Genomic DNA, 25,783 nt, shown 5'->3' with positions numbered 1-25,783 from the left:
AAGCCATGATCCCATACGGACGCCAAAATATTTCCCAGGAAGACATCGATGCCGTGGTGGAAGTGTTACGTTCAGATTTCATCACGCAAGGCCCGGTTGTACCTGAGTTCGAAAAAGCTGTTGCAACCTACTGCGGAGCCAAACACGCTGTCGCAGCAAATAGTGCTACAAGTGCCCTGCATATCGCCTGTATGGCCTTGGAGGTAGGGCCAGGCGACTTGGTCTGGACCACTCCAGTCACCTTCGTGGCCAGCGCAAATTGCGCCCTTTACTGCGGCGCCGAGGTCGATTTTGTCGACATTGACTCGAAGACTTACAACATGAACGTTGCTTGCCTGGCAGACAAGCTTGAACACGCCAAGCGCAACGGTAAGTTACCCAAGGTGGTGATCCCGGTGCACCTCTCAGGACAATCTTGCGAAATGGAAAGCATTCATGCCCTTTCGCTCCAATATGGGTTCCGCATCATTGAGGACGCATCGCACGCTATCGGGGGCCACTACAAGGGAGAGAAAATCGGTAATTGCCGCTATAGCGACATTACCGTCTTCAGCTTCCATCCAGTCAAAATTATTACTACCGGCGAAGGAGGCATGGCGGTCACCAACGACCCCGAACTGGTCAAACGCATGGCGCGCTCCCGGAGTCATGGCATTACGCGTTACCCATCCGAAATGACACGTGCACCTGATGGCCCCTGGTATTACCAACAGATCGAGCTTGGGTACAATTACCGCATGACGGACATTCAGGCTGCACTAGGTGTGAGCCAGATGCGGCGACTCGATGAATTCGTCACCGAACGACATCTGCTTGCCCAGCGCTACGAAGAATTGCTCAAGGACACCCCAGTGGTGCGCCCCTGGCAACATCCGGACTCCTATTCCGGGCTACATTTATATATAGTGCGCCTGCGTCCCGGCGCCATGAAAACCAGTCACCGGGAAGTGTTCGAACGCATGCGTGCCGACGGCATCGGCGTCAATCTCCACTACATACCGGTGTATCGCCAGCCCTATTACGAGCAGATGGGCTTCAAACCAGAAGACTTCCCTCAGGCAGAACAATATTACGCAGAAGCCATCACTCTCCCCATCTACCCGGGGCTCACGGCCGAGCAGCAAAAAACAGTAGTTGGACGACTGCTCGCGCCTTCCGGTTATCAGACGCTCTTCTGAAGTGTGTGTAGACGTCGCAATGAACCGGTGACGCCACCATTCGGGCGGAATCCAACCGCAGCATTGACGGAAAAACGACGAAATTGAGGATTGCCGGGTCTGCTACGATGGGAAGCCTGCTCACGAAGAAAGACATTACATGACGCATTTCACCGTTCTGAATCTACCCACATTCGCTGACTCCCGAGGCTCCCTCACAGTGCTGCAGAACTCACTACCATTTGAGGTGGTCCGCACTTACTGGATCTATGGCGCGGATGGCAAAACGCGTGGCGGACATCGTCATGTCCATACACGCCAGGCACTGGTGGCAGTGAGTGGCAAGATAGTCGTTTCCATGAACGACGGCGTGACCAACGAAGCCATCGAACTGGATCATCCAAGCAAATGCTTACTGGTTGAACCGAAAGATTGGCACACCATGACATTTGAGGCGGGAGCCGTGCTGCTCGTAATGTCGTCGCATCCATATGACCGCAGCGAATATATTGATACGCCCTATGAGTGAACCGTCGATCATTGAATACGAAAGCTTGGCGTTTTCAAATCAGCGCTTTATGGCCGATCTGGAAGCGGCAGCAACCCGCGTCATCCGCAGCGGCTGGTACGTACTGGGCAAGGAGGTCAGCGCCTTCGAGGCTGAATTCGCCAGCTATGTAGGAGCCAAGCATTGCATCGGCGTGGCCAATGGCCTGGATGCGCTCATCCTGTCCATCGAAGCGCTGGAATTGCCGGCTCACAGCGATATTCTGGTTGCATCTAATACCTACATTGCCACCATTCTCGCCATCGTGCGTGCTGGACATAAGCCTGTGCTGGTAGAGCCCGATCCGGCCACTTTCAACATAGATCCGGCTCGTCTGGAGCAAGCCATGACCAGCAATACGCGCGCCATTTGCGTCACCCACTTGTTCGGCAAGACCTGTCGCATGGATGCCATCGGTGCCTTTGCGAGCGCACATGGTCTGAGGGTGATCGAAGACTGCGCGCAGTCGCACGGCTCCCGCCTGGGAGCACAAATGACCGGCACGTTTGGCGATGCCGGCTGCTTCAGCTTCTATCCGACCAAGAATCTGGGCGCCATGGGTGATGCCGGCGCCATCACCACCAACGACGATGCCATTGCCGACCGGCTGCGCCATACGCGTAACTATGGCTCCAAGCAAAAGTACGTCAACCGCTATGTCGGCATAAACTCCCGACTGGATGAGCTTCAGGCAGCGCTGCTGCGCGTCAAGTTGCACCACCTGAACGCCATGACGGATCACAAACGTTCACTGGCCGAGGTCTATTTCGCCAATCTGCCGGAAGAGCTGATCAAGCCCGTGCGCCGTTCTGATGAATATGACGTATTCCACATCTACGGCATCCGTCATCCGCGTCGCGACGCTCTGCGCCAGTATTTGCTGGAACATGGGGTCAAGACCGAGATCCACTACCCCATCGCTCCACATCGTCAAGAAGCCATGCAAGGGATACTGGCGGGTGACTACTCAATTGCTGAGGAACTGCATGCCACCGAGCTCAGCCTGCCCATATCCGTCGGACACACTGCTGACGATATCTCCCGTGTAGCCGCCCTCATTGGTGAATTTTTTCACACGGCCAAAGCATCATGAGGCTGGCTGTCATTCCCGCGCGAGGCGGCAGCAAACGTATTCCGCGCAAGAATATCAAGTCATTCTGCGGCAAGCCCATGATTGCATGGTCAATCTCGGCAGCTTTGCAGAGCGGTTGCTTTGACGAGGTGATCGTATCCACCGATGACGCCGAGATTGCTGATGTCGCAAGGCAGTGGGGGGCCAGCGTGCCATTCATGCGGCCGGCAGCACTTGCTGACGATCATACCGGGACTATTCCCGTAATCCGTCATGCCATAGAGTGGTTTGGACAAGACAGGCAGCCTTCGCAGGTTTGTTGTATCTACGCTACTGCACCATTCGTCCAGGCCGACGATTTGCGCCGTGGCCTGAACGTACTGATGGCCAATGACTGCAACTATGCATTTTCGGTAACCAGCTATCCATTCCCCATTCAACGAGCCATCCGCATCCTGAATACTGAGCGCGTTGAGATGTTTTATCCCGAACACTTCAATACCCGTTCGCAGGATCTGGAGGAGGCCTGGCACGATGCGGGTCAATTCTATTGGGGAAGAACAAGCGCCTGGAAGGAGGATCCAGCCTTCTTCACACCAGCATCAATGCCGGTGCGATTGCCACGCCATCGTGTTCAGGATATCGACACTGCCGAAGATTGGATGCGCGCTGAGTGGCTGTTCAAATCAATGCAACACGAAGCGGAGCTGCCGTGAGAGCCGTCTTCCGCGCAGATGCATCCTTGCAAATTGGAACCGGGCATATAGTGCGCTGCCTTTCCCTCGCTGACGAATTGCAGGGCAAAGGGGTGACGTCCTCCTTTATTTGCCGCATGCATCCCGGCAATATGATCGCTGCGATACGACAACGTGGCTATGACGTCATCGAACTGCCTGCGCAGTCGCAGCACTTGCAACAGGAGAACGATGTTTCCCTTCCCACTCTGGCACACGCCAGTTGGCTGGGGACTACGTGGCCCCAAGATGCCGACGAAACACGGCATGCAATGCAGGCCATCAAGCCAGATCTGTGCGTAATTGACCACTATGCCCTCGACATCCGCTGGGAAACGACACTTCGCCCGTACGCTAAACGGATCATGGTCATTGACGATCTGGCTGACCGCAAGCACGAATGCGATTTCCTGCTGGACCAGAACTGGTTTGGCGTCGATATGGCTCATCGTTATCAAGGAGTGGTTCCTGATCACTGCATCACCATGCTGGGTCCCCGATATGCGTTGCTGCGACCGGAATATGCTTCGCTGCGTGCGCAAATGCTCCCGCGCACGGGGAGGGTGAAACGGGTACTTGTATTCATGGGCGGCAGCGATCCGACCAATGAAACACAAAAAGTGATTGATGCCCTTACCGATCCTGCACTGGCAAATTTAGATGTGGATGTGGTACTTGGAATCAATCACCCGGACCCAGAAGGCATACATCGTCAAGCAGCAGCGCGACCAGGAACTCTGGTATATAGCGACCTCCCTTCCTTGGCGGAACGGATGACGCAAACGGATCTAATGATCAGTGCGGGGGGGAGCACCAGCTGGGAGAGAATGTGTCTTGGCCTACCAGCCATCGTCATCAGTATTGCCACCAATCAGACCGTGACCAATACAGCAATGCGGGCAGCAGGCTACATCGACTTTTTGGGGGAAAGCCGCCAGGTCAGCGCGAAGTTGATTACCGATGCTGTTGCTCGATGCCTGCAGACCCCCGAAAGACTGAAGCAAATGAGCCGATTATGCCAGGACTTGGTGCCGGGAACCGGCACCAAACAGGTATGCGAGCTGTTGTTGAGCTAGACAAAAATTAAGATATTTTCACAGCCGGAGGAATATTTGAACCCGGCATCGTTCATCGTAACCATCAAAGGACAAAAACGTGCAATATGTGATTCAGGTACTCATGGATGCTGGCTCCTGGATCTCCCCCTACGTTGGTGAGCTGACGCAGGAATGGGAGTCGGCCGGACACTCAGTTCAGATTGCGCACCTGCCGGATCAAGCCCTTCCGGCTGATTTCTGCTTTTGCCTGAGCTTTAGTCGCATCCTGCCGGCAGCAGTTCGTCAGCAATACAAACATACGCTGGTGGTTCACGAGAGTGACCTTCCCGATGGACGTGGCTGGGCTCCCATGACATGGCAAATCCTGGAAGGGAAGAATCTTATCCCTGTCACTCTGATCGAGGCAGTCGATGCCGTTGACGCGGGACAGATCTATCTTCAGGAATGGATTGAACTCGATGGTACCGAACTCAATCCCGAATGGCGATTGTTGCAAGCCAGGGCCACACAGAAGTTGTGTATGCAGTGGTTGCAAGCCTACCCGTCGATCGTCAAAAAAGCGCGTCAGCAGACCGGACCAGGGAGCAGCTATCCCCGTCGCCGCGCAGAGGACAGCAAACTCGACCCATCCAGGACTTTGGCCGAACAATTCGACTTGCTCAGGGTTGTCGACAATCAGAACTACCCGGCCTTTTTTGAGATACGCGGCAGACGCTATCAAATAAGCATCACGGCCGAAGACAGGACAGATAAATAATGGCTACCAGCTACATCGTTGCGAGTTGCAAATCCTGGCACCGGCCAGGATTTGCAAAGTTGAGCACGCAGGAAAAAGGTCAGTGGGCCTGGGTCGAATCTCCTGATGAACTTTTGCAAAGCGTCAAAGAGACCGCCGGATTACGCTACATCTTCTTCCTGCATTGGAATTGGCACGTCCCGACTGAAATATGGTCCCGCTTCGAGTGCGTTTGTTTTCATATGACCGATGTCCCATATGGCCGGGGCGGAAGTCCGCTGCAAAACCTGATCGTCGCAGGACACAAAAGCACTAAGCTTTCTGCATTGCGGATGGTCAGCGAAATGGATTCAGGGCCTGTCTATGCCAAGCGGGAACTGTCACTGGATGGGCGAGCCGAAGACATCTACCTGCGGGCGGGCGTGGCCAGTTTCGACATCATCCGATGGATGATTGCGGCCGAACCGGAAGCAGTTCCCCAACAAGGAGAAGCCGTTATTTTCCGGCGCCGCAAGCCTGAGCAAAGTCTGTTGCCCCTGGAGGGGGGGCTGGAGCAGGTCTATGATCATATTCGCATGCTGGATGCACCGACCTATCCCCACGCATTTATTCAACACGGGAATTTCCGGTTGGAGTTTTCAGATGCTCAGTACCTGGAAGATGAAATCATCGCCAGGGTCGTAATCCGCAAAAAACCCATTGAATGAAGGGTTGAACCATGACATTTGAAATCAATGGCAGAAAGATCGGGGCAGATCATCCTCCGTACATCATTGCCGAACTTTCAGCCAACCACAACGGCTCTCTGGAGCGTGCGCTCGAGACGATCGATGCCGCAAAGCGCTGCGGCGCCAGTGCAATCAAACTGCAGACCTATACCGCGGAGACCATGACAATCGATTGCGATCGTCCCGACTTCATGGTGAAAGGCGGATTATGGGACGGGTTCAAGCTCTACGATCTGTACAAGTGGGCGCAAACGCCATTCGAATGGCATGACGCCATGTTCGCCCATGCCAGAAAAATCGGCATCGATGTCTTCTCGACACCGTTCGACGAGAGCGCAGTCGATCTGCTGGAACAGTTGGACACGCCGGTCTATAAAATCGCCTCCTTCGAAAACACGGATCTTCCGTTGATTCGGTACGTTGCAAAAACAGGCAAGCCCATGATCATGTCGACCGGCATGGCGACCGAGGCTGAAATTGCCGAAGCGGTGGATGCTGCGCGTAGTGCCGGTTGTAAAGATCTTGTCCTCTTGCATTGCATCAGTAGCTATCCGGCCCCGATGGATCAGGCAAACATCAGGCAAATGCAGGAACTGGCCAGACGATTTGGCACGATTCCCGGCCTTTCGGACCATACCATCGGTACTACGGCATCCGTCGCGGCCGTGGCACTGGGGGCCTGCGTCATTGAAAAACATTTCACCCTGAGCCGTACCGACAAGGGACCAGACAGCGAATTCTCGATCGAGCCTGCAGAGCTTGAGCGCTTGTGCTCGGAGACGCACAATGCGTGGCTGGCACTTGGCAATGTCGGGTACGAGCGACAGTCTGCCGAAGCAGGAAGCAAGGTATTTCGCCGTTCGGTGTATTTCGTTCGTGATCTTCCGGCAGGCGCTGTTGTAGACGCAAAAGACATTCGGCGCATCCGCCCCGGCATGGGGCTTGCGCCAAAACATTTCGACACGCTGATCGGGAAGCGTTTAAAGGTAAGCGTCGCTCGCGGCACTGCCACTAGCTGGGATCAGTTTGATGAATAAAACCGTTCTGGTAGTAGCGGCACATGCAGATGATGAAGCCCTTGGTTGCGGGGGCACCATTGCCAAACACGCTGCCGAAGGCGACCAAGTTCACGTCATCTTTGTGGCTGACGGGGTCACGTCAAGGAATGGTACTGAACCGGCGGATCTGCTTCAGCGGCAACACGCGACCGAGAATGCGCGATGCATTCTCGGCATCAGTAGCGTTACTTTCTTGAACCTTCCGGATAATCGACTTGACGGTCTCCCCCTGCTGGACGTCGTTCAACCGCTCGAAGCGCTCATCGGCAAGCTCGCGCCTGACATCGTGTACACCCATCACTACGGAGACTTGAATGTCGATCACCGGATAGTTCACCAGGCGGCCATGACGGCTTGTCGGCCCATGCCGGGCAGCACGATTCGGGAAATTTTCGCCTTCGAAGTAATGTCCAGTACCGAGTGGGCCAGCCCGGGCCTGGCTCCGTTTCTACCCAATTTCTTTGTCGATATCAGCGCCCAGCTGGAATCCAAAATGCAGGCGCTAGAAGCCTACATGCTAGAAATGCGCACCTCGCCGCATTCACGCAGCCTGGAACACATGCGCTGCCTTGCAGAACATCGTGGGTTCTGCGTAGGATCGGCTGCGGCCGAAGCATTCATGGTGATGAGAGTTCTTAGATAAATATGCAAACAGTTAAGTTGCTTGCCAAACGCCTGCTGCGAGGAAAGTATTCCAGCCTGAATCAACTGGATCGCAAGCTTGAAAAATATGTAGATTACAACAACGGCTATTTTGTTGAGCTTGGTGCCAATGATGGCGTAACCCAATCCAACAGCCTGTATTTTGAGAAATACCGAAATTGGCGCGGTTTGCTGGTCGAACCCGCCCCCCAGAACTATCTCAAGTGCCGGAAAAATCGCTCGCCAGAGGACAGCATCTATTGCGCGGCCTGCGTGTCGTTTGAATATGACAGCGAGTTCGTCCGCATCGCCTACTCCAACCTGATGTCAACGCCGGTCAGCTTGGAATCGGACATCTCGGATCCGCTCGCGCATGCTCAACAAGGGGATCGTTTCCTGGCTCGTGGCGAGACCATCTTTGAATTTGGCGCGGTGGCACGCACACTAAACTCTCTGTTGCTCGATGCAAGGGCGCCCAAGATGATCGACTTCCTCTCACTGGATGTAGAGGGTGCGGAGTTGGAAGTGCTCAAAGGCGTGGATCACAAGGCATTCCGCTTTAAATACCTTCTCATTGAATGCAGAGACTTTGCGCGCTTGAATTCATATCTGACATTGCAGGGATATCAATTCGTCGAACAGCTCTCCGGTCAGGACTATCTCTTCACGGCAAACGAGCTTTCCCAGTCAGGTGATAGTAGTGCTCGATAGGTTTAAGAAGATACTCGGGAAGATCGGCAGTCTGGTCACCAATTATCCGAAAGAGCCCGGGGTACACCCTGCCATTCTGGCCAACATGCCTCCTGCGCCTTTTGTCCCACCGGCGCAAGCAAGTGCTCCTACACTGGCGTTTCAATCCGTCCCTGACAAGTTTTACTTTCTGCTGTTCGGTGCGATTCGAACCCGATTGAGCGCTGGCTCGCACGGACGTGCCGAGCTAGTGATAGTAAGGGCCGTCAGCGGCGCAGTCGGCACCGGCTGGCGGGCGGAGCTAAAACGAGCAGCACCGGTGACCTGGCTGTGGAGCGGGCCTTGGATACGCGCCTATGGCGCATTCATCGACAGTGTTGCTTATCGTTGCTCAACCTGGTCCCATCCATACAGCAATCTGGCCGATTGGATCAATGCTGGCCGTCTTTGGCGCCAACTGCAACAGCAGGAGCACAACTACTTCCTGCAAATTGACGGGATCCAGGTGGCGGATCTGATCATTGACTCCTACCTGCGCTTCAAACCATCACCTGAGTTTGACGTGTCTGACAGGTTTGTTCGACGTCTAGTATGGCAAGCCCTACGCGATGTCCGGCAGGCTCAGGCCTATTTTGGACGAACACGCCCTCGCTGGTACCTGACTTCGTACACCACTTATCTGGAACATGGCATCCCGGTTCGCGTTGCCTTGCAAAAGGGCGTTGCGGTTTGGTCCTTTGGCAACCTCAACGGGTTCGGGAAACGACTGACGCAAAAGGACAGTTATCACACACAGGACTTTTCAGGCTATCGAAGCGGCTTTGAGGCGCTGGACCGTCAGGCTGAAAGACTGCAGCAGGCACGGGAGCAATTGGAAAGCCGCCTGTCGGGCACCGTAGATGCTGCAACGAGCTACATGCGTCAATCGGCGTATGGGCAAGCAAGTACAAAGCTTCCCACCGGACTGAATGGTGCGGTTGTGGTATTCCTGCACGACTTCTACGACAGTCCTCACATTTACCCGGAACTAGTTTTCCATGACTTCTGGCACTGGATCTGTTTCACGATTGAAGCCCTGCAATCGGCGGCCGTCAACTTTTTCCTGAAGCCGCACCCAAACCAGATTGCCTTGAGCGACGAAGCAATGGTCGGTCTGCGTGCAAAGTACCCCGCCTTGCAATGGCTGCCGGCAAGCACAAGCAATGTACAACTGGCTCAGGCGGGCATTGCCTGCGGTATCACGGTCTATGGTACCGTGGCGCATGAACTTGCTTACCTGGGGGTTCCCAGTATCGGGAGCGCACGCCATCCGCACTACACCTTTGATTTTTGCCGCACGGCGCGTACCAGCGAAGAGTACGGGCACATGCTCAAGACATATGACGTGCTGCCTGTGCCGAAAGAAGAAATGCAGCGCCAGGCGCTGGCCTTTTACTACATGCATAACCTCTACGACAAAGACGGTGAACGGGAGTTGCAAAAAGCCTTCGTGTCGTTTTGGCGCGCCTGCAATATCGGCGAGATAACAGAGGACGGAATAAAAGCCGCTTTCATCAACCTGGTCAGCCTCCCGGCGTTTTCCCGCTTTGTCATGGCGATGGAGAACGGGCAAGAAGATAATGCCCCACCCACAAACGAGAATTAAATGCTGCAAAGAAACTCCTCAGGTTTTGACGATGGCAAAAAACGGCTACGACTGGCATGGGCATTTCCTGTGATCAGCGGTGCGGCCTTGGCCGTGATTCTTACGCTCTATCTAGCACCGTCAAAATATTTCACTGCCGACCTGTTGGCGGCATTGCTCCTGATCGTTGTTCTTGGCATGCTCGGCTTTCTCCGCTCCGGCCTAGGGAATGGTTGCAAGCCGCTTGCGCCATTACTGGCCATGTTGATCTATGTGGCGATTCTCGCGTTCTCAAACGGGACGGAACAGGCAGCACAATCGTACATAAAGGAACTAGCGCTCGGATTCATCCCATTTTTATTGCTGTACGTGATATTTCGTAATCAGCCGCAAGTGAATATTGCGACACTGACGCTGGCCGTGTTTCTGACCCCCGGGATAGTCCACCTGGCCTTCATGTATCTGGACATCTTTATAGCGATCCAGAAAGGCGATATACCGTTCCTGTCATCGTCCAGACAAGGTTTGCTTGAATACATCAAGAATGCCCCTCGTGTAGGCCGCCGATATCTTTCCTGGGCACTCTTGCACTTGCTGTGTGCGGGTTGGTTGACGGCATGGCACTTCAGGAATACGGCGTTCAAGTATCTAGGCTGGGTACTGGCAGGCCTCAGCATACTTTCACTGGCGCTGCTGGACGCACGCGCTGCATACGCATCGATTGGAATCGGTGCACTGATCCTGATAGTGGCAATCGGTCCGAACAGATCATGGCAGAAACTTAAACCTTACCTGCCGAGGGGCCGGGGTCGGTTACTGCTGGTGTGCTTTTTAATCGCAGTCGCAGGATTGGGATATAGCGCCGGCAAGTCGCGCTGGGTAGCCATGAGCTACAGTCTTGAAGCCGCAGCTCACGACGTATTTGACTCCGATGTAGAGCTGTCCCAGCGCCCCTTCGTGAACGAAGCTTTCTGGACCGCGCCAATAGAAGATGTCGACAAATGTTATCTCGAAGGCCATTTCCGTTGCAAAGTTGATCAGTCTGCTTACCTTCGCTTGGCTTGGGTACTCACCGGGATGAAAAGCCTCGTTGCACATCCGTTTGGAATTGGATATTCCGACGCCTACCTTGGGCATTTGTGGGGCGTTGCGGGAGAGCCTGACAAGTTCCAGCGCGGCGATAGTTTTCTGGTCGAGCATGTGGTGTCATTTGGCGTGTTCAGCCTCCTGTTCTATGCTTTGCTGATATGGGGCGTTCTTCACTCAATGCGTCGTGCACTACAAGCAGGCTACGCATCGGTGCCCCTGATGACACTCTGCATGTTAATCGTCGTCTGTGCAGGAAGAGGTTTGGTGGATGTTTTCAGCGAAGGTTTATGGCGCTACTTCATGGCGCTCCTGGGCATGTACTACGGATTATTGCAATCCGCCCGTCCAGCCAACACTCAATGACCTATGAAACAAATCAATACACTGCTTGAAGGCAATTACCGATGCCATCCCGCATTCAATCTTGCCCTCCCAAGTTGGAACGCCCCGACAGAAAAGCTGGCTGCTTTCAATGACATCTATGCTGCCGCCCAGGAACTGGGTGTAACTCTCGACACCAGCAGCAGGCAGGACATACGGCAAGACCTGGAGCAGTTGCTCAGCGACATCTTTAGAACATTTGAAGCCCAAACTGACGACGCATATGAGACCCGTTTTCTGCTCGAGCTAAAGAATGCGTGCCTGCGTCTGATCGGCGAAGAACTGGTATGGTATGCAAGACAGCCACGCACGCGCTTCGTGAGCCTGAGCGATAAGCAAATAAGACAGGATGCAATCCGCTTGCAACAGAACCGGCACTACTTTGGCTGCCTGCCCGCACCTGCCGTGGCCGAAATGAGGAAGCTGGCAGAAAGTGCTCTGGCGCAGTGTCGCGCCAACGCGGCAGCCGGCCGGCTGCGACGCGAGGACCTGTCGATCAATGCCGGCCCCACCGTTCGCGCAATCAGGAACGTACTCAACCGGGAATTCAAGGCATTGGGCGTACTGGATGCGGTCAGCGCCTATACCGGATGCAAGATTCGCGTGACTGGCCTGGCGCTTGAATTGAGCGTGCCGCAGGCCACTTGGTGGAAGAACACCATCGCGAATCTCGAACGCCCTCCCCGAACGCTCTATGCCCACTTGGACGAAACGATCTCTTGCCCCAAAGCCATCGTCTACCTGTCCGACGTGACGGAACAGAACGGGCCAACCAGTTGTTATCCCGGAGCCTATGAGGCTATGCAGCTCAATCCCTTGCAGGAGATAATTGGCCGGATAGTAGGTACGGTCGGCTCCCAGAGTGACTCCCCGTTAAAAGAGTACTACGCCAAGCAATACCACCAGTCGGTCAACTCGGAGAACTTCCGCCGGCACTTCATGCGTCTGCCCGCCTGCCTACGTTTCAATTCGCACATGGGCTGGGATGTAATGCCGGACAGCGAGCTGGAAAGTACGCTGATGGCCGATGAGATCAAGATGACCGGTCCTGCAGGCACTTTCATCACCTTCGATGGCGCCCGCCTGCTGCACCGCGGAGGTTTGATGCAGGAAGGTGAACGCGTGGCGCTGCAAGTGATTTTTTCCAATTCGACATTCACGGAACGTGCCGTGAACAAGCTAAAAAGGATGTTGTAATGAGTTTGGGTTTAGCCTTGCGCCGTTTGGCCCCGCAATCACTGAAGCATTTCCTTCGCCAGAACACCCTGCCCCGACGCATTTCAAGGCAGCTCAGCCCCCACCTGCCGACGGTAGTCTGCGTGGATGTCGGCGCTTCGTACTATCCACATGCGAAGTGGCTCCAGTTCTTGAATGCCCCGAATACGCAATGGTTGGCGGTAGAGCCGAACGAGGCCAACATCGGCTACGTTAAGTCATGGATCTGGCCCAGCCAAGTATCGGCATGTACCACCGGCCTCAGCCGCGACGGCGGCATCCAGACCTTATATGTGACAAATGTGGACACTGGCTCCAGCCTGCTGCCACCAGAAATCACACCATCCATGCAGCATCGCATTATCGATCTGAATTACTTTTTCCCGGTAACGGAACGCAGGATCGAAACACTCACCCTGGCCCAAGCAATAGACGGGCTGTCGGCAAACGCGCCAGTTTTTGTCAAACTTGATACTCAGGGTACTGAGTTGTCCATCCTGCAGGGAGCGCAGCATTTGTTCGACAACCACCGCATTGTCGGCATTGAGATGGAGTCGACCATGTTGGCGCAACCGCTGATGAAGAATTCAGGAAAATTCTGGCAAGCCAGCGAATACCTTGAGGAGCAAGGTTTCGAGCTGCTGCATATCAAGCCGATCGCAGCGGTAGCGCGCTCCCCGAAAGGCCGACCTCACCGCAATACCTTTGTGAACGAGTGTGATGCCGTCTTTGCCCTGCGCCGGGACGTGGCCGCCGGACTCCCGGTGGAGTTTCGCACCAGCCTGCTGGCGTTCTACCTGACCAATCTGTTCTACGAGGAAGCCATGTCATTCCTGGAGCACGATAATAACGTTGCTGCTTTCCTGGGGACACAAGGATGCAATGTGAACGCGTTGCTCGCCATCCTGAGAACAGCAATCTGATGACAAACGCATTGGCTTCGATCTCGTCGCTCGTAGGACAGATCGTCCGTTATACCGGCTTTGTCGCGCGTAGCTTCCGCGCGTTCTATGCGGTGGTGGCATTGACCGCCATAGTGTTGGTGCTGGAGTACCTCGCAACAAGCTTGATGATTCCCATGGCGCCTGGACAAACCGCGACCAATTCGCAGGTGATTCAGATATGGAGCCGGGTTGCAACTGATCTGGCCTTGGAGGCGACGTCAAGGACATGGCTATGGCTGTTTTTCATCGTGATGATGGCCCGGTTGTTGCTGGGTTATGTGCTTGCAGTATTGACCACCTGGCTAGGCAAACGCGTGCATCAGATGCTGAGCGGTCAGGTCTTTAGGCACATCCTCCTGGCCGAACCCATGGGGCGGGTATATACGCGCTCGGTAGGGCACTACATCACCATGGCAGGCGACGATACCTTCAGAAGCGGCACCATCGTAAGCAGTCTGCTTCAGACGGCCGTTGGACTCCTCACTGCGTTGGTCGGGATGATGGTGCTGTACCAGTTTTCTTCCCAGGTTTTTGTTGGCGTGGTGCTGTTCCTGTTCGCCAGTCTGGCCTTCATTGGAATCTTGCTGCGCCGGGTAATACGCGTAAACAATCGTAGTGTCAATCTGTCACGAGAACTCGGCACCACCTTCGTGGAAGCGCTCAATAGCTTGCGCTCGATCCGATCGCTGCATAGTGAACGGTTCGTGATGGCGACCTACGCCGAGCAGATTCACCGATACATTCGCATGCTGGTCGAAATGGATGCCATCAAAAGCGGCGTCAAGGCATTTCCCGCAATTGTGCTGCTGATCCTCGCGGCCATCCTACTGCGCCCAGGTGCTGCCGTGGCAATGTCAGACGCCACACTGTTCGCCGGCACGATCATCATTATCCGAGTGTTCGCATCGCTGGGACAAATGGTAACGGCGGGCTCCCAATTGCTGACCGACATGCGCTCCATCAAAGATATTGACGCGCTTGTCGCCGTCATTCAAGAAGCCGATGCGGCCACGCAAATCCCGGCTTCCACGCCGGTTCATACCATCGATCTGCAAGGAGTCTCGTTCGGCTACGGTGATCGCAAGCACGTACTGGACAACTTGAGCTTCCGCTTCGAATCTGGACGCACCTATGCAGTCGTTGGCCCGTCGGGAGCAGGCAAATCCACACTCGCCGACATTTTGTTGGGCCTGAGCCTGCCGGACAGAGGAACGGTGACTATCAACGAAGGCCATTCCACCCTGTCGTCGGCTCGTGCGCGCTTCATGTTGGTAGAGCAGCAACCCAAAATCTTCTCAACCAGCATCAAGGAAAACTTGCTGCTGGGCATGCGCGCCGACGAGGCTACGCTATACCTTGCTCTGGAAACCGTGAACCTCGACGGCATGGTAAGAGAACTCGCACAAGGTCTTGAAACAAGGCTAACTTATTTGGGTGAAAACTTCTCCGGCGGTCAACGCCAGCGCTTGGGCATTGCTCGCGCCCTTGTCCGCCAGCCTGACGTCCTGATTCTTGACGAGGCGACCAGCGCGCTCGACCCCTCTACGCGCGTCGACGTGGTGGCCAAGCTGCGCGCACGCATGCGCGACGGTATCATCATTTTCATCACCCATGATCCAGAGATTGCCGCACTCGCCGATGAAGTGCTGCCGATCGGTGAGCCACTGGCTGCGATGGCCACATCAACAAGCCGTACGAACTGACCTATGCGCATCACCCTGCTTGATACCTACTATCCCCGGTTTCTGGCGGCCCACTATGCGGCCCACCCGGAACTGGCTGACCAGCCCTTTTCAGACCAGCGGCAGAGCGTTCTCGATCAGGTGTTCGGCACTTCTGATTTCTACTCGCGCCACCTGCAGGCCATGGGCCACGATGCCCAAGACCTGGTCGTCAACTGCCTTTCCCTCCAAAAAACGTGGGCAAAGGCTCATGACATCAGGTACAGCGCACTGGCATTGAAGTTGCCCCAGCGGCTGTTGCGGCTTCCACTGATCGGCCCCTGGCTCTCCGCGCTGCCCGGCCTGGTCGAGATTGCGATGGCACAGATCAAGGCCATACGCCCCGAGATCCTGTACTGCCAGGATCTCTGGTTCCTTCCTCCACAGCAGTTGGCCGAGCTACGCCCCTTTGTAAAATTGATCGTCGGTCAAATTGCCAGTCCCTTGCCGCCCAAGGCGTATCTGGATGGATATGACCTGATCCTGACATCATTTCCCCATTTGGTGCCTCGGCTGCGGGCCATGAGAATAGCGTCCGAGTATTTCCGAATCGGCTTTGACACACGCGTGCTGGAACTGCTGGGCGAGACGGAGCAAGATATACCGGCGAGTTTCGTGGGGGGGATCAGTCGCCACCATGGAAAAGCCTTGCCCATGCTGGAATACCTCGCCCAGAACACTCCGATCGAGTTTTTCGGCTATGGTGCCGACAGCTTGGCCCGTTCGTCGCCAGTCGCAGCCCGCCATCGCGGAGAAGTATGGGGCATGGGAATGTACCGGGCCTTGGCGCGTAGCCGCGTCACCTTGAACCGGCACATCAACGTTGCCGAAAACAATGCAAACAACATGCGCCTGTACGAAGCGACAGGCGTAGGAACTCTGCTGATCACCGATCGCAAGGACAACCTGGGCGAACTATTTGAGGTCGGCAAGGAAGTAGTCGCGTATTCCACGCCGGCGGAGGCTGCAGAACTGATTCGCTACTACATCGACCATCCCGATGAGGCAAGGGAAATCGCCCGCGCCGGTCAGGCCCGTACTCTGCGCGAGCACACTTACCAACGGCGCATGGAAGAGCTGGTTCCAGTGCTGGAGCAGTATCTGGCAAAGGGACGCCAATGAAAAGGCAGATACGTCAGTTGATCAACCGCTTTCCCAGACTAAAAAAATTGCTTAAGCAAGCTATGCAATTCCTGCTGCCCGGACAAGGTGTCTCGACCCATTACATGGAGGTGACACAAGCAGAAGCGGGCAGCGAATCGGTCCGGCTGCGTGCGGCCTGGAAAGATGACGAGTTGCCCGTACGGCAGCGCGAACTGGTGGACAAGCAGTTGGCCGCCTATCGCCGAGGCGAGGCGGTGGATGTGTTTGACGTTCTGGTGAAAAGCCTGCGAGAGTTGCAGGGCGGCACGGGAGCAATGCGCGTACTGGAAATAGGATGCTCTAGCGGCTACTATTCTGAGGTCTTCAGAATTGCAGGGCTGGATGTGATCTATACCGGGTGCGACTATTCAGACGCCTTCATTGCCATGGCCATGCAGCGCCATCCCGGGTTGCAATTCGATGTGCAGGATGCCACGGCACTCAAATATGCTGACAACGCCTATGATGTCGTCATCTCCGGCTGCTGCCTGCTGCATATCCCCGAGTACCAGGCCGCCGTCGCCGAGACGGCCCGGATTGCCAGCCAGTACGCAATCTTTCACCGCACACCCGTGGTGCTCGGACAACAGAACAAGTACTACCGGAAGCAAGCCTACGGTGTGGAGGCGATCGAAATCCACTTTAACGAGCCGCACTTCCTTCAACTGCTGGCCGATAGCGGGCTGGAACTGCTGTCCACCCATACGCTGGATGAAACCGTAAGTCAGGGAGTGGGCAACGCTACCAGAACTTATGTGTGTCGCAGAAAGGCCGCCTGAGCATGCGTTATTTTTGTACCCTGTTCGACTCCAACTACCTGATCAAAGGGTTGGCTATGCTGCGCTCGCTCCGAGCGCATTGCGATGATGCTGTCGTGTATGTTTTGTGTATGGACACTCAAACACGAGAGTTACTTGAAAAGTTGCAGTTGCCCCATATCCGCTGCATCTCCCTCACCGAAATAGAAACGCCGGACCTGCTGGAAGTCAAACCTGACCGCAGCGTCGCCGAATACTGCTGGACATTGTCACCTTGCTTGCCTTGGTATGTTCTTCAGCACTATCCTGAGGTGGACACCATCACCTATCTGGACGCCGACCTTTATTTCTACTCATCGTTGCAACCGGTGTTCGATGAAATTGGCGACGCCTCGGTAGCCATCATTGAACATCGCTTTCCTCAACAATTCAAGCACATGGAAGTGCGAGGCCGATTCTGTGTGGAATGGGTGGGCTTCCGTCGTGATGAAGAAGGCATGGCTTGCCTCAAGCACTGGCGCGACCAGTGCATTGAATGGTGCTTCTATCGCCTTGAAGAGAACCGGATGGGCGATCAGAAATACTTGGACGCATGGCCCCGCGACTTCAATTCGGTGCATATCATCCAGCATCTCGGCGCAGGAGTGGCGCCATGGAATTTCGGTCAGTATCGTTTTGAACAACGGGAAGACAGCGTACAGACCGTAGATGGCCACCCCCTGGTTTTTTATCACTTCCATCAGTTCCAATTGTTATCCAACGGCCGATTCGATCGGATCTCCGCCGCATACAAGGTGCTGGGGAAAGAACCGGAAGCTGTTTATAAGCATTACGAAATTGCAATCTCCGCAGCCCTGCACGAGATTCGCGAATTGGTGCCCGACTTCCGAAATGGCCTGAAGCCAGTCACCAGAATTGGCGCCCAGCGTGTTGCTCAGGCGTTGTTACCCAGAATAGTCAAAGAATGGCTGAAAAAATTTGTGAATGCGGTGTGAAATGAATAAATTCGAGAAAAAAACCTTACTGATTACTGGTGGAACCGGCTCCTTTGGAGGAGCTGTTCTGCGCAGATTTCTAAATACCGAGATTGGTGAAATTCGCATTTTTAGCCGAGATGAAAAAAAGCAGGATGATTTGCGCAAGCGCTATGCAAATTCCAAGCTCAAATTCTACATTGGCGATGTGCGCGACCCTCGAAGCATGGCTGCAGCAATGCGAGGAGTGAACTACGTGTTCCATGCCGCGGCTCTCAAGCAGGTTCCTTCCTGTGAATTCCATCCTATGGAAGCAGTGCGAACAAATGTACTTGGAACAGAAAACGTGCTGACAGCGGCTATCGAAGCCAGAGTTCAGCGTGTAGTTTGCTTAAGTACAGATAAGGCCGTATACCCGATCAACGCCATGGGCATATCGAAGGCCATGATGGAAAAGGTAATGGTAGCCACCAGCCGCAATCTGGAGGGCACAGGCACCGTTATCTGTGGTACACGCTATGGCAACGTCATGGCATCGCGTGGTTCTGTTATCCCTCTCTTTGTAGATCAGGTACGCGCTGGCAAGGCAATTACCATCACCGACCCCAACATGACGCGTTTCATGATGACGCTGGATGATGCTGTGGATCTGGTTCTCTATGCGTTCGACAATGGAAAAAACGGGGACATATTCGTACAGAAAGCGCCTGCTGCGACGGTTCAGATTTTGACACGAGCGATCCTGGAATTGATGGGCAAGCAAAACCATCCGGTGAATGAAATTGGCACCCGTCACGGCGAAAAACTTTATGAAGCCTTACTCGGACGAGAAGAAATGGCATGCGCCGAAGACTTGGGCGCCTACTACCGAGTGCCGCCTGATGGGCGTGACTTGAACTATGCAAAGTTTGTCGAGCAGGGCGAACGCAATTTGACGCAACACACGCATGGAGAAGACTACAACTCGCACAACACCACCCGTCTTGATGTGGAGGGCATGAAGGCACTCCTGCTCAAACTGGACTTCATGCAACGCATTGTTCGCGGAGAAGTTGCTGTAGCGGAGGACTAACCAATGAAGGTGCTTATTACCGGCGCCAATGGCTTCATTGGCCGTAACCTGCAGTTGCATCTGCGGGAGCGCAAGGATGTGCAAGTAGTATGCTACATCCGCAACCAGCAAGGAAATCAACTGACCGAACTGCTGGAGAACGTGGACTTCGTCTTTCATCTCGCAGGAGTCAACCGGCCGCAGGATCCGAACGAATTCACAACCGGGAACTTCGATTTCACGCGCGATTTATGCCAGACCGTTGCCAGCGTAGCCCGCTTCGCTGCCAAACGAATTCCGATTTTGTACGCATCCTCGTCGCAAGCGGCGTTGGAAAATGCCTACGGAAAGAGCAAACGCGCAGCTGAAGAAGCACTCTCCGCAACCGGGCAGGATCCTTTGGTACCAGTGCATGTATTTCGCCTGCCAAATGTATTTGGCAAATGGTGCCGGCCTAACTACAATTCTGTTGTGGCCACTTTCTGCCACAATATCGCCCATAATCTACCGATCCAGATCAATGATCCGCATGCTCCCCTGACACTGGTCTACATTGACGATGTGGTCCAGCGATTTGTTCAGATCATGGACGGGGCGGCAAGACTGACTGATACCGATGGCTTTGAGATTGTGCAGCCTCAGTACATGACGACGGTTGGCGAACTGGCCCGGCAACTTCAAGCCTTTCGCTACAGCAGGAACTCCCTTGTGACTGAACCTGTGGGCAACGGCTTGATACGCGCACTTTATGCGACCTATGTCAGTTACTTGCCAGTAGAAGAATTCTCATACAACGTCCCCCAGTATGCAGACCAGCGCGGCGTGTTTGTGGAAATGCTAAAGACGCCGGATTGCGGCCAGTTCTCCTTTTTTACTGCCCGCCCAGGAGTGACGCGTGGCGGACATTACCACCACAGCAAGACAGAAAAATTCTTGGTAATTAAAGGCCAGGCGATATTCCGTTTTCGCCATATGCAAACGGGAGAGACTCACGATTTGCAAACTTCCGGCGAAACGCCAAAGATTGTCGAGACTGTGCCAGGCTGGACACACGACATCACAAACAACGGGGCGGAGGAGTTAATCGTCATGCTATGGGCCAACGAAATCTTTGACCGCGCTCGGCCGGATACTTACGACTGCCCAGTTTAACTCTATTGAAAATATCAGATATGTCGCTAAAAAAACTCAGGGTAATGTCGGTAGTAGGAACGCGTCCAGAGATCATCCGCCTGTCGCGCGTACTGGCTCGCCTTGAGGAACATTGCGAGCACATTCTAGTGCACACCGGACAGAACTACGACTACGAACTAAATCAAGTCTTTTTCGACGACCTAGGCATCCGCAAGCCGGATTACTTTCTCGATAGTGCCACCAACTCGGCAAGTGCTGCAAATACCATAGGCAATCTGATCTCGTCTGTTGATCAGGTTTTAGCAGAGGTCAAACCGGATGCCATGCTGGTGCTGGGCGACACGAACAGCTGCCTGTCGGTAATTCCCGCCAAACGCAGAAAGGTGCCAATCTTCCACATGGAAGCCGGGAACCGCTGTTTTGACCAACGCGTCCCCGAAGAAACCAACCGCCGCATCGTCGACCACACGGCCGACATCAACCTGACATATAGCACTATTGCACGCGACTATCTTTTGCGCGAAGGGTTACCACCTGACCAAGTCATCAAAACGGGGAGTCCAATGTACGAAGTATTGCATCATTACCTCCCCCAGATCAAAGCGTCTGATGCATTGGACCGTCTTGGCTTGCAGCAAGGACAATACTTTGTCGTCAGCGCCCATCGCGAAGAAAATATCGAATCGGATAAATCCTTCACCAAATTGATAGGAGTGCTCAATGCCGTCGCCGAAGACCATGACTTGCCGGTAGTTGTGAGCACCCACCCTCGCACGCAAAAGCGAATAGATGCCACGGGCGCCAAGTTTCATCCTCAAGTACGCATGATGAAACCCTTGGGGTTTCATGATTATGTGAACTTGCAGATGCAGGCAAAGGCTGTATTGTCCGACAGCGGCACCATCAATGAAGAATCGTCCATCCTCAATTTCCCGGCGCTCAATCTGCGTGAAGCACATGAGCGCCCCGAAGGCATGGAAGAAGCTGCCGTGATGATGGTGGGATTGGAAATAGAGCGGGTTCGCCAAACGTTAGCTATTTTGCAGACCCAGTCTCGCGGTGCAGACCGCAGCTTGCGCTTGGTAGCTGACTACAGTATGCCCAACGTCAGCCATAAAGTTGTCCGGATCATCCACAGCTACGTCGATTACATCAATCGCGTAGTGTGGAAGAAGTACTGAGGAAGACTTGCGTATTCTCGTTGTCAGCCAATACTTTTGGCCAGAAAATTTCCGAATCAACGACCTTGTCAAAGAATGGGCACAGCGCGGGCACGAGGTCACTGTACTGACCGGCATACCTAATTACCCTGCGGGCACTGTATTCGCGGCGTATCGTCAGCAGCCAGAGGCTTTTGCTCGTTACGAAGGAGCTCGGGTGGTACGGGTTCCCATGCTGCCACGCGGTTCCGGTACCATCCGCCTGGCCCTGAATTACCTGAGTTTCTTGGTGGGCGGAATAATTTGGGGGCCGTGGTATCTGCGCGGTATTGAGGCTGACGTCATTTTTGTGTTCGAGCCGTCGCCTGTCACCGTCGGTTTACCCGCAGTTTGGCTAGGCAAGATTAAGAAGACTCCCGTTGTGTTCTGGGTGCTTGACCTTTGGCCGGAAACTTTAGCAGCCGTCGGTGTAGTTCGGTCGCCCCACGTGTTGAACTGGGTGGGCCGCATGGTGAGCTTCATATACAACCGCTGTACCTTGGTACTGGGCCAATCGCGAAGTTTTTTGGGCAGCATTGCCAACTACTGTAACGACAAGCGCAAGATTCGCTACTTTCCCAGCTGGGCGGAAAATGTGTTCATGGATGAAAATGCGATGCCCGCACCAGAGCTCACCAGGCTAGACGAAGGGTTTACCGTGCTATTTGCCGGGAACATCGGCGAAGCGCAGGATATGCCAGCGGTGCTTGATGCCGTGCAATTGATTGACGATTCCGCTATCCGCTGGGTCATCGTAGGCGATGGACGAAAGTCGAAATGGCTGCAGGCAGAAGTTGATAAGCGAGGCTTGCACGATAGGGTGTTGCTGCCCGGTCGTTTCCCGGTAGAGCGAATGCCTTCTTTTTACGCTCATGCTGACGCATTGCTGGTGTCACTGAAACGCGATCCCGTATTCAGCATGACCATACCTGGCAAAGTGCAATCGTATCTCATGGCCGGGATTCCATTACTAGGTATGCTGGACGGCGAGGGAGCCGCTGTCATACGCGACGCCAACGCCGGCCTGGCTTGCGATGCGGGCGATAGCGCCAGTTTGGCCAAAGCGGTTTTGGCGCTGGCCGCCATGTCACCAGAAGAGCGGCGGCAGTTGGGCGTTAATGGACGTCTGTATGCCCAAAAAGAGTTTGGGCGTGACCAACTGATGGACCGGCTAGAAGCATTGTTAGACGAGGCGATGACGATCAGCAAAGCTGAAAACGCGAAAAAAGCTCAAATATGATTTTGGTGACGAGAGTCACCGGTTTTGCAGGCAATACTTTAGCCAAACGCCTTACTGCTGATAAATCTATTGGTCTTGGCGCAACAGCAAAGTACTTGGCCCGAATTCGCCAGTTGGCGCCAGGCCCATATAGGCGGGTGATCTATTGTCCACATCGGCACTTGCACGGATCGCAGCAACTGGGCATTCTAAAACACAGCAACCGCTCAACTGGAACCCATCAGATTCAGTTGAAGAAAGCTTGCATCGTACGGCAGAGAGGTTTCGTCAATGAAGCGCTTATTTGACCTGACTTTGGCCTTGGCAGCCACAGCGCTTCTGGCGCTTCCCATTCTAATCGCGGCTCTAGCTGTCTGGCTCACTTCGCAAGGAGCAATATTCTATTGGAGCGAACGGGTGGGACGCAACAACGTTATTTTCAAAATGCCAAAGTTCCGTAGCATGCTGATCGACACGCCTACAGTGGCTACTCATTTGCTGGAAAACCCCAACCAACACCTGACTCCCATTGGCTCGTTTCTGCGCAAATCCAGCATAGATGAACTGCCGCAGTTGTGGAGCATCCTCAAGGGAGACATGAGCTTTGTGGGACCCCGTCCCGCATTGTTCAATCAATACGATCTGATCTCTTTGCGAACACAACAAGGGGTTCATGAACTGGTGCCTGGTCTAACTGGTTGGGCGCAAATAAATGGGCGCGATGAATTACCCATTCCTCAAAAGGTGGAATTGGATGTGGAGTATCTGAAGCGGTGCTCTTTGTTGTTTGACCTGAAAATAATGTGGATAACGACATTGAGGGTTCTAGCTAGAGACGGAGTGTTACATTGAAGAGAAACACGGAGCATCTTGAAGACTCCGAATTCAAGGAGCTGCACTCCATGAATAAACCACTGTTTAAACTGGCAATTCCGATCCTGGCCTTGCCGAGAACAGCGAAGCGTTTGATTGTATTGTCAGTCGATTTTGGGCTTTGCATCCTCACCGTCTGGCTTGCTCACTACTTGCGGCTAGGGGAATTCTCCCCCCTTTCAGGAAATACGTTGTGGACTGCAGCGGTATCCATAGGACTCGCTCTGCCCATCTTCATGGCCTCAGGCCTGTACCGCGCCATTTTCCGCTACAGCGGCTGGCCAGCATTACTAGCGGTAGCTCGTGCCGTGAGCATTTACGGCTTGCTGTTTGCCTCCATCTTCACCGCCATTGGCATGGCCGGTGTGCCTCGGACCATCGGCCTCATCCAACCTATCCTGTTGCTATTGTTCGTTGGCGCGTCGCGGGCGTTGGCCCGTGTCTGGCTGAGTGACCAGTACCTGAACATTTTGAAACGCGCCAGCCGTCCCAAGGTGCTTATTTATGGCGCAGGAAGCACCGGACGTCAATTAGTCGCCGCTACGGCCAACAGCCACGAGATGCAAGTCATCGGCTTTCTGGACGACGATGATCGACTGCACGGCCATATACTGAATGGCCACCCCATTTATAACCCCGCCGATCTGGCCAATCTTGCTGCAACACTGGCTGTCAGCGACGTGTTGCTGGCTATGCCGAACCTGAACCGCAAGCGCCGCAATGAAATTTTAGCCATGATCCGAACCGCTCGCGTGGCAGTGCGCACACTCCCCAGCGTGGCTGATTTAGCTCAAGGCAAGGTTAGTATTTCCGACCTGCGTGAACTGGACATTGATGACCTGCTGGGCCGTGAACCTGTCATGCCCAATCACATCTTGCTGGCGATGAATGTGCACAACAAGGTTGTAATGGTAACGGGTGCTGGAGGCTCAGTCGGCGGCGAACTCTGTCGCCAAATTCTTTCCCTTACTCCGAGCAAACTGCTGTTAATCGAACAGAGTGAGTTCGCTCTTTACGGCATCCATCGGGAGCTTGAGACAAGGCTTGTCGGCAATGTCGTTCTGGTGCCCTTACTAGCCTCCGTGCAAGACGAAGAGCGCATGCGCGAGATCATGTCGACATGGCATCCGGACACCGTCTACCACGCCGCCGCTTACAAGCATGTGCCACTAGTTGAACACAACCCCGCCGAAGGCATCAAAAACAACGTGCTGGGCACACTGCGCGCAGCCCAAGCGGCCGCCGAGAACGGCGTGTCCAACTTCGTTCTGATCAGCACTGACAAGGCGGTCCGTCCGACCAATATTATGGGAGCCAGCAAGCGGCTAGCGGAAATGGTGCTGCAGGCGCTTGCCGCGACTGCCCCAGGCACTAAATTCAGCATGGTGAGATTCGGCAATGTGCTCGGCCCATCGGGTTCGGTAGTGCCAAAGTTTCGACAGCAAATCCGTGATGGAGGCCCGATCACGCTGCCCCATCCGGAGATCACGCGCTACTTCATGACAATCCCTGAAGCCTCTCAATTGGTGATCCAAGCCGGCGCTATGGCCAAGGGTGGCGATGTATTCATCCTCGATATGGGCCAGTCGGTCAAAATCATGGATTTAGCCCGGCGGATGATCGAACTCTCGGGCCTGACACTGAAAGATGGGCAAAATCCCGATGGAGACATCGAAATCAAACTGACAGGACTGCGACCCGGCGAAAAGCTTTACAAAGAATTGCTAATCGGCGACGACCCCAAGCCGACCTCCCATCCGCAGCTCATGAAAGCCAACGAGGCGTTCATCCCTTGGGTAGAACTGGAGGACAAGTTGAAAGCGCTGGAAATTGCTCTCAATGTCAATGACGTCGGCGTAATCCGGCTGATGATGAAAGAGCTGGTGATTGGTTATACATCCAGCGACGAGATCGTTGATTGGGTGTACTTGGAGCAGGAAGCAGAGGCCCAGACACTGGAGTTGGGAATGTGAGGAAAGCTCACTAACAAACATACTTATTTGATCATCTCTACGCCTCAAACCAGTGAACAATCA

At 54.3% G+C, this 25,783-nt stretch carries 24 protein-coding genes; all 24 read left to right on the top strand.

The genetic code is table 11. The annotated features are described in order from the left end of the window. The first annotated feature begins 5 nt into the window (after positions 1–5). The 24 genes from pseC to FB598_RS11480 all read left to right on the top strand — a co-directional run bounded on the left by pseC (position 6) and on the right by FB598_RS11480 (position 25,720). The gene (gene pseC / locus FB598_RS11595) at positions 6–1,178 is read left to right on the top strand and encodes a UDP-4-amino-4,6-dideoxy-N-acetyl-beta-L-altrosamine transaminase (RefSeq protein ID WP_141914529.1); all 1,173 of its coding nucleotides are present in this window, start codon (positions 6–8) and stop codon (positions 1,176–1,178) included. Positions 1,179–1,317: 139 nt separating this feature from the next. Next, positions 1,318–1,686, top strand: coding sequence for an FdtA/QdtA family cupin domain-containing protein (locus FB598_RS11590; protein WP_141914530.1), 369 nt, complete (start codon positions 1,318–1,320; stop codon positions 1,684–1,686). Continuing rightward, positions 1,679–2,797, top strand: a complete 1,119-nt coding sequence (locus tag FB598_RS11585) for a DegT/DnrJ/EryC1/StrS aminotransferase family protein (RefSeq protein WP_221292402.1) — start codon at positions 1,679–1,681, stop codon at positions 2,795–2,797. The genes FB598_RS11590 and FB598_RS11585 overlap by 8 nt, the downstream gene beginning before the upstream one ends. Next, positions 2,794–3,492: a pseudaminic acid cytidylyltransferase gene (gene pseF / locus FB598_RS11580; RefSeq protein ID WP_141914531.1), complete on the top strand. Its 699-nt coding sequence runs from the start codon at positions 2,794–2,796 to the stop codon at positions 3,490–3,492. Before FB598_RS11585 ends, pseF begins: the two co-directional genes overlap by 4 nt. Further along, entirely contained in the window at positions 3,489–4,586 is a 1,098-nt protein-coding gene (gene pseG / locus FB598_RS11575; RefSeq protein WP_183405833.1) for a UDP-2,4-diacetamido-2,4,6-trideoxy-beta-L-altropyranose hydrolase, read from the top strand. Before pseF ends, pseG begins: the two co-directional genes overlap by 4 nt. Positions 4,587–4,665: 79 nt before the next feature. After that, positions 4,666–5,325 (top strand): formyltransferase family protein, encoded by a 660-nt coding sequence (locus tag FB598_RS11570; protein ID WP_221292404.1) that lies wholly within the window; start codon positions 4,666–4,668, stop codon positions 5,323–5,325. After that, positions 5,325–6,011, top strand: coding sequence for a methionyl-tRNA formyltransferase (locus FB598_RS11565; protein ID WP_141914533.1), 687 nt, complete (start codon positions 5,325–5,327; stop codon positions 6,009–6,011). The genes FB598_RS11570 and FB598_RS11565 overlap by 1 nt, the downstream gene beginning before the upstream one ends. An 11-nt stretch (positions 6,012–6,022) precedes the next feature. After that, positions 6,023–7,069 carry a pseudaminic acid synthase gene (pseI, locus tag FB598_RS11560; RefSeq protein WP_141914534.1) on the top strand — a complete coding sequence of 349 codons (1,047 nt, stop codon included), beginning with the start codon at positions 6,023–6,025 and terminating at the stop codon, positions 7,067–7,069. Beyond that, on the top strand, positions 7,062–7,733 hold the full coding sequence (locus FB598_RS11555; protein ID WP_141914535.1) for a PIG-L deacetylase family protein: 672 nt from the start codon (positions 7,062–7,064) through the stop codon (positions 7,731–7,733). The genes pseI and FB598_RS11555 overlap by 8 nt, the downstream gene beginning before the upstream one ends. A gap of 2 nt (positions 7,734–7,735) precedes the next feature. Continuing rightward, a complete protein-coding gene (locus tag FB598_RS11550) occupies positions 7,736–8,443 on the top strand; it encodes an FkbM family methyltransferase (protein ID WP_141914536.1) in 708 nt (235 codons plus the stop codon). Next, entirely contained in the window at positions 8,433–10,067 is a 1,635-nt protein-coding gene (locus tag FB598_RS11545) for a hypothetical protein (protein ID WP_141914537.1), read from the top strand. Before FB598_RS11550 ends, FB598_RS11545 begins: the two co-directional genes overlap by 11 nt. Next, complete coding sequence (locus FB598_RS11540; protein ID WP_141914538.1) at positions 10,068–11,498, top strand: hypothetical protein; 1,431 nt, start codon at positions 10,068–10,070, stop codon at positions 11,496–11,498. A 3-nt stretch (positions 11,499–11,501) separates the two neighbouring features. Further along, a complete protein-coding gene (locus FB598_RS11535; RefSeq protein WP_141914539.1) occupies positions 11,502–12,713 on the top strand; it encodes a hypothetical protein in 1,212 nt (403 codons plus the stop codon). Continuing rightward, a complete protein-coding gene (locus tag FB598_RS11530) occupies positions 12,713–13,654 on the top strand; it encodes an FkbM family methyltransferase (protein WP_141914540.1) in 942 nt (313 codons plus the stop codon). Before FB598_RS11535 ends, FB598_RS11530 begins: the two co-directional genes overlap by 1 nt. Further along, positions 13,609–15,378, top strand: a complete 1,770-nt coding sequence (locus FB598_RS11525; protein WP_141914541.1) for an ABC transporter ATP-binding protein — start codon at positions 13,609–13,611, stop codon at positions 15,376–15,378. Before FB598_RS11530 ends, FB598_RS11525 begins: the two co-directional genes overlap by 46 nt. 3 nt (positions 15,379–15,381) lie before the next feature. After that, the gene (locus tag FB598_RS11520) at positions 15,382–16,518 is read left to right on the top strand and encodes a glycosyltransferase (protein WP_141914542.1); all 1,137 of its coding nucleotides are present in this window, start codon (positions 15,382–15,384) and stop codon (positions 16,516–16,518) included. Further along, complete coding sequence (locus FB598_RS11515; RefSeq protein ID WP_141914543.1) at positions 16,515–17,318, top strand: class I SAM-dependent methyltransferase; 804 nt, start codon at positions 16,515–16,517, stop codon at positions 17,316–17,318. The genes FB598_RS11520 and FB598_RS11515 overlap by 4 nt, the downstream gene beginning before the upstream one ends. Further along, positions 17,297–18,292 (top strand): glycosyltransferase, encoded by a 996-nt coding sequence (locus FB598_RS11510; RefSeq protein WP_221292405.1) that lies wholly within the window; start codon positions 17,297–17,299, stop codon positions 18,290–18,292. The genes FB598_RS11515 and FB598_RS11510 overlap by 22 nt, the downstream gene beginning before the upstream one ends. A 1-nt stretch (position 18,293) precedes the next feature. After that, entirely contained in the window at positions 18,294–19,343 is a 1,050-nt protein-coding gene (locus FB598_RS11505) for a polysaccharide biosynthesis protein (protein WP_141914544.1), read from the top strand. Between the two features lie 3 nt (positions 19,344–19,346). Next, positions 19,347–20,474, top strand: coding sequence for a capsular polysaccharide biosynthesis protein CapF (locus FB598_RS11500; RefSeq protein WP_141914545.1), 1,128 nt, complete (start codon positions 19,347–19,349; stop codon positions 20,472–20,474). A 44-nt stretch (positions 20,475–20,518) separates the two neighbouring features. Beyond that, complete coding sequence (gene wecB / locus FB598_RS11495; RefSeq protein WP_183405835.1) at positions 20,519–21,637, top strand: non-hydrolyzing UDP-N-acetylglucosamine 2-epimerase; 1,119 nt, start codon at positions 20,519–20,521, stop codon at positions 21,635–21,637. A 7-nt stretch (positions 21,638–21,644) separates the two neighbouring features. After that, complete coding sequence (locus FB598_RS11490; RefSeq protein ID WP_141914547.1) at positions 21,645–22,895, top strand: glycosyltransferase family 4 protein; 1,251 nt, start codon at positions 21,645–21,647, stop codon at positions 22,893–22,895. 270 nt (positions 22,896–23,165) lie between these two features. Then, complete coding sequence (locus tag FB598_RS11485; RefSeq protein WP_141914548.1) at positions 23,166–23,726, top strand: sugar transferase; 561 nt, start codon at positions 23,166–23,168, stop codon at positions 23,724–23,726. 50 nt (positions 23,727–23,776) lie between these two features. Further along, positions 23,777–25,720, top strand: coding sequence for a nucleoside-diphosphate sugar epimerase/dehydratase (locus FB598_RS11480; protein ID WP_141914549.1), 1,944 nt, complete (start codon positions 23,777–23,779; stop codon positions 25,718–25,720). Positions 25,721–25,783: the final 63 nt, after the last annotated feature.

The sequence above is a fragment of the Herbaspirillum sp. SJZ106 genome (assembly GCF_006715495.1).
Taxonomy (GTDB): domain Bacteria; phylum Pseudomonadota; class Gammaproteobacteria; order Burkholderiales; family Burkholderiaceae_D; genus Herbaspirillum.
Note: the sequence above shows the minus strand (reverse complement) of the source record. Positions and strands in the feature narration are given on the sequence as shown.

What these genes read in the sequence shown, in the direction of transcription:
- pseC (WP_141914529.1), top strand. Translation starts at nt 6, where the DNA reads ATGATCCCATACGGACGCCAAAATATTTCCCAGGAAGACATCGATGCC.
- FB598_RS11590 (WP_141914530.1), top strand. Translation starts at nt 1,318, where the DNA reads ATGACGCATTTCACCGTTCTGAATCTACCCACATTCGCTGACTCCCGA.
- FB598_RS11585 (WP_221292402.1), top strand. Translation starts at nt 1,679, where the DNA reads ATGAGTGAACCGTCGATCATTGAATACGAAAGCTTGGCGTTTTCAAAT.
- pseF (WP_141914531.1), top strand. Translation starts at nt 2,794, where the DNA reads ATGAGGCTGGCTGTCATTCCCGCGCGAGGCGGCAGCAAACGTATTCCG.
- FB598_RS11565 (WP_141914533.1), top strand. Translation starts at nt 5,325, where the DNA reads ATGGCTACCAGCTACATCGTTGCGAGTTGCAAATCCTGGCACCGGCCA.
- pseI (WP_141914534.1), top strand. Translation starts at nt 6,023, where the DNA reads ATGACATTTGAAATCAATGGCAGAAAGATCGGGGCAGATCATCCTCCG.
- FB598_RS11555 (WP_141914535.1), top strand. Translation starts at nt 7,062, where the DNA reads ATGAATAAAACCGTTCTGGTAGTAGCGGCACATGCAGATGATGAAGCC.
- FB598_RS11550 (WP_141914536.1), top strand. Translation starts at nt 7,736, where the DNA reads ATGCAAACAGTTAAGTTGCTTGCCAAACGCCTGCTGCGAGGAAAGTAT.
- FB598_RS11540 (WP_141914538.1), top strand. Translation starts at nt 10,068, where the DNA reads ATGCTGCAAAGAAACTCCTCAGGTTTTGACGATGGCAAAAAACGGCTA.
- FB598_RS11535 (WP_141914539.1), top strand. Translation starts at nt 11,502, where the DNA reads ATGAAACAAATCAATACACTGCTTGAAGGCAATTACCGATGCCATCCC.
- FB598_RS11530 (WP_141914540.1), top strand. Translation starts at nt 12,713, where the DNA reads ATGAGTTTGGGTTTAGCCTTGCGCCGTTTGGCCCCGCAATCACTGAAG.
- FB598_RS11525 (WP_141914541.1), top strand. Translation starts at nt 13,609, where the DNA reads ATGCAATGTGAACGCGTTGCTCGCCATCCTGAGAACAGCAATCTGATG.
- FB598_RS11520 (WP_141914542.1), top strand. Translation starts at nt 15,382, where the DNA reads ATGCGCATCACCCTGCTTGATACCTACTATCCCCGGTTTCTGGCGGCC.
- FB598_RS11515 (WP_141914543.1), top strand. Translation starts at nt 16,515, where the DNA reads ATGAAAAGGCAGATACGTCAGTTGATCAACCGCTTTCCCAGACTAAAA.
- FB598_RS11505 (WP_141914544.1), top strand. Translation starts at nt 18,294, where the DNA reads ATGAATAAATTCGAGAAAAAAACCTTACTGATTACTGGTGGAACCGGC.
- FB598_RS11500 (WP_141914545.1), top strand. Translation starts at nt 19,347, where the DNA reads ATGAAGGTGCTTATTACCGGCGCCAATGGCTTCATTGGCCGTAACCTG.
- wecB (WP_183405835.1), top strand. Translation starts at nt 20,519, where the DNA reads ATGTCGGTAGTAGGAACGCGTCCAGAGATCATCCGCCTGTCGCGCGTA.
- FB598_RS11485 (WP_141914548.1), top strand. Translation starts at nt 23,166, where the DNA reads ATGAAGCGCTTATTTGACCTGACTTTGGCCTTGGCAGCCACAGCGCTT.
- FB598_RS11480 (WP_141914549.1), top strand. Translation starts at nt 23,777, where the DNA reads ATGAATAAACCACTGTTTAAACTGGCAATTCCGATCCTGGCCTTGCCG.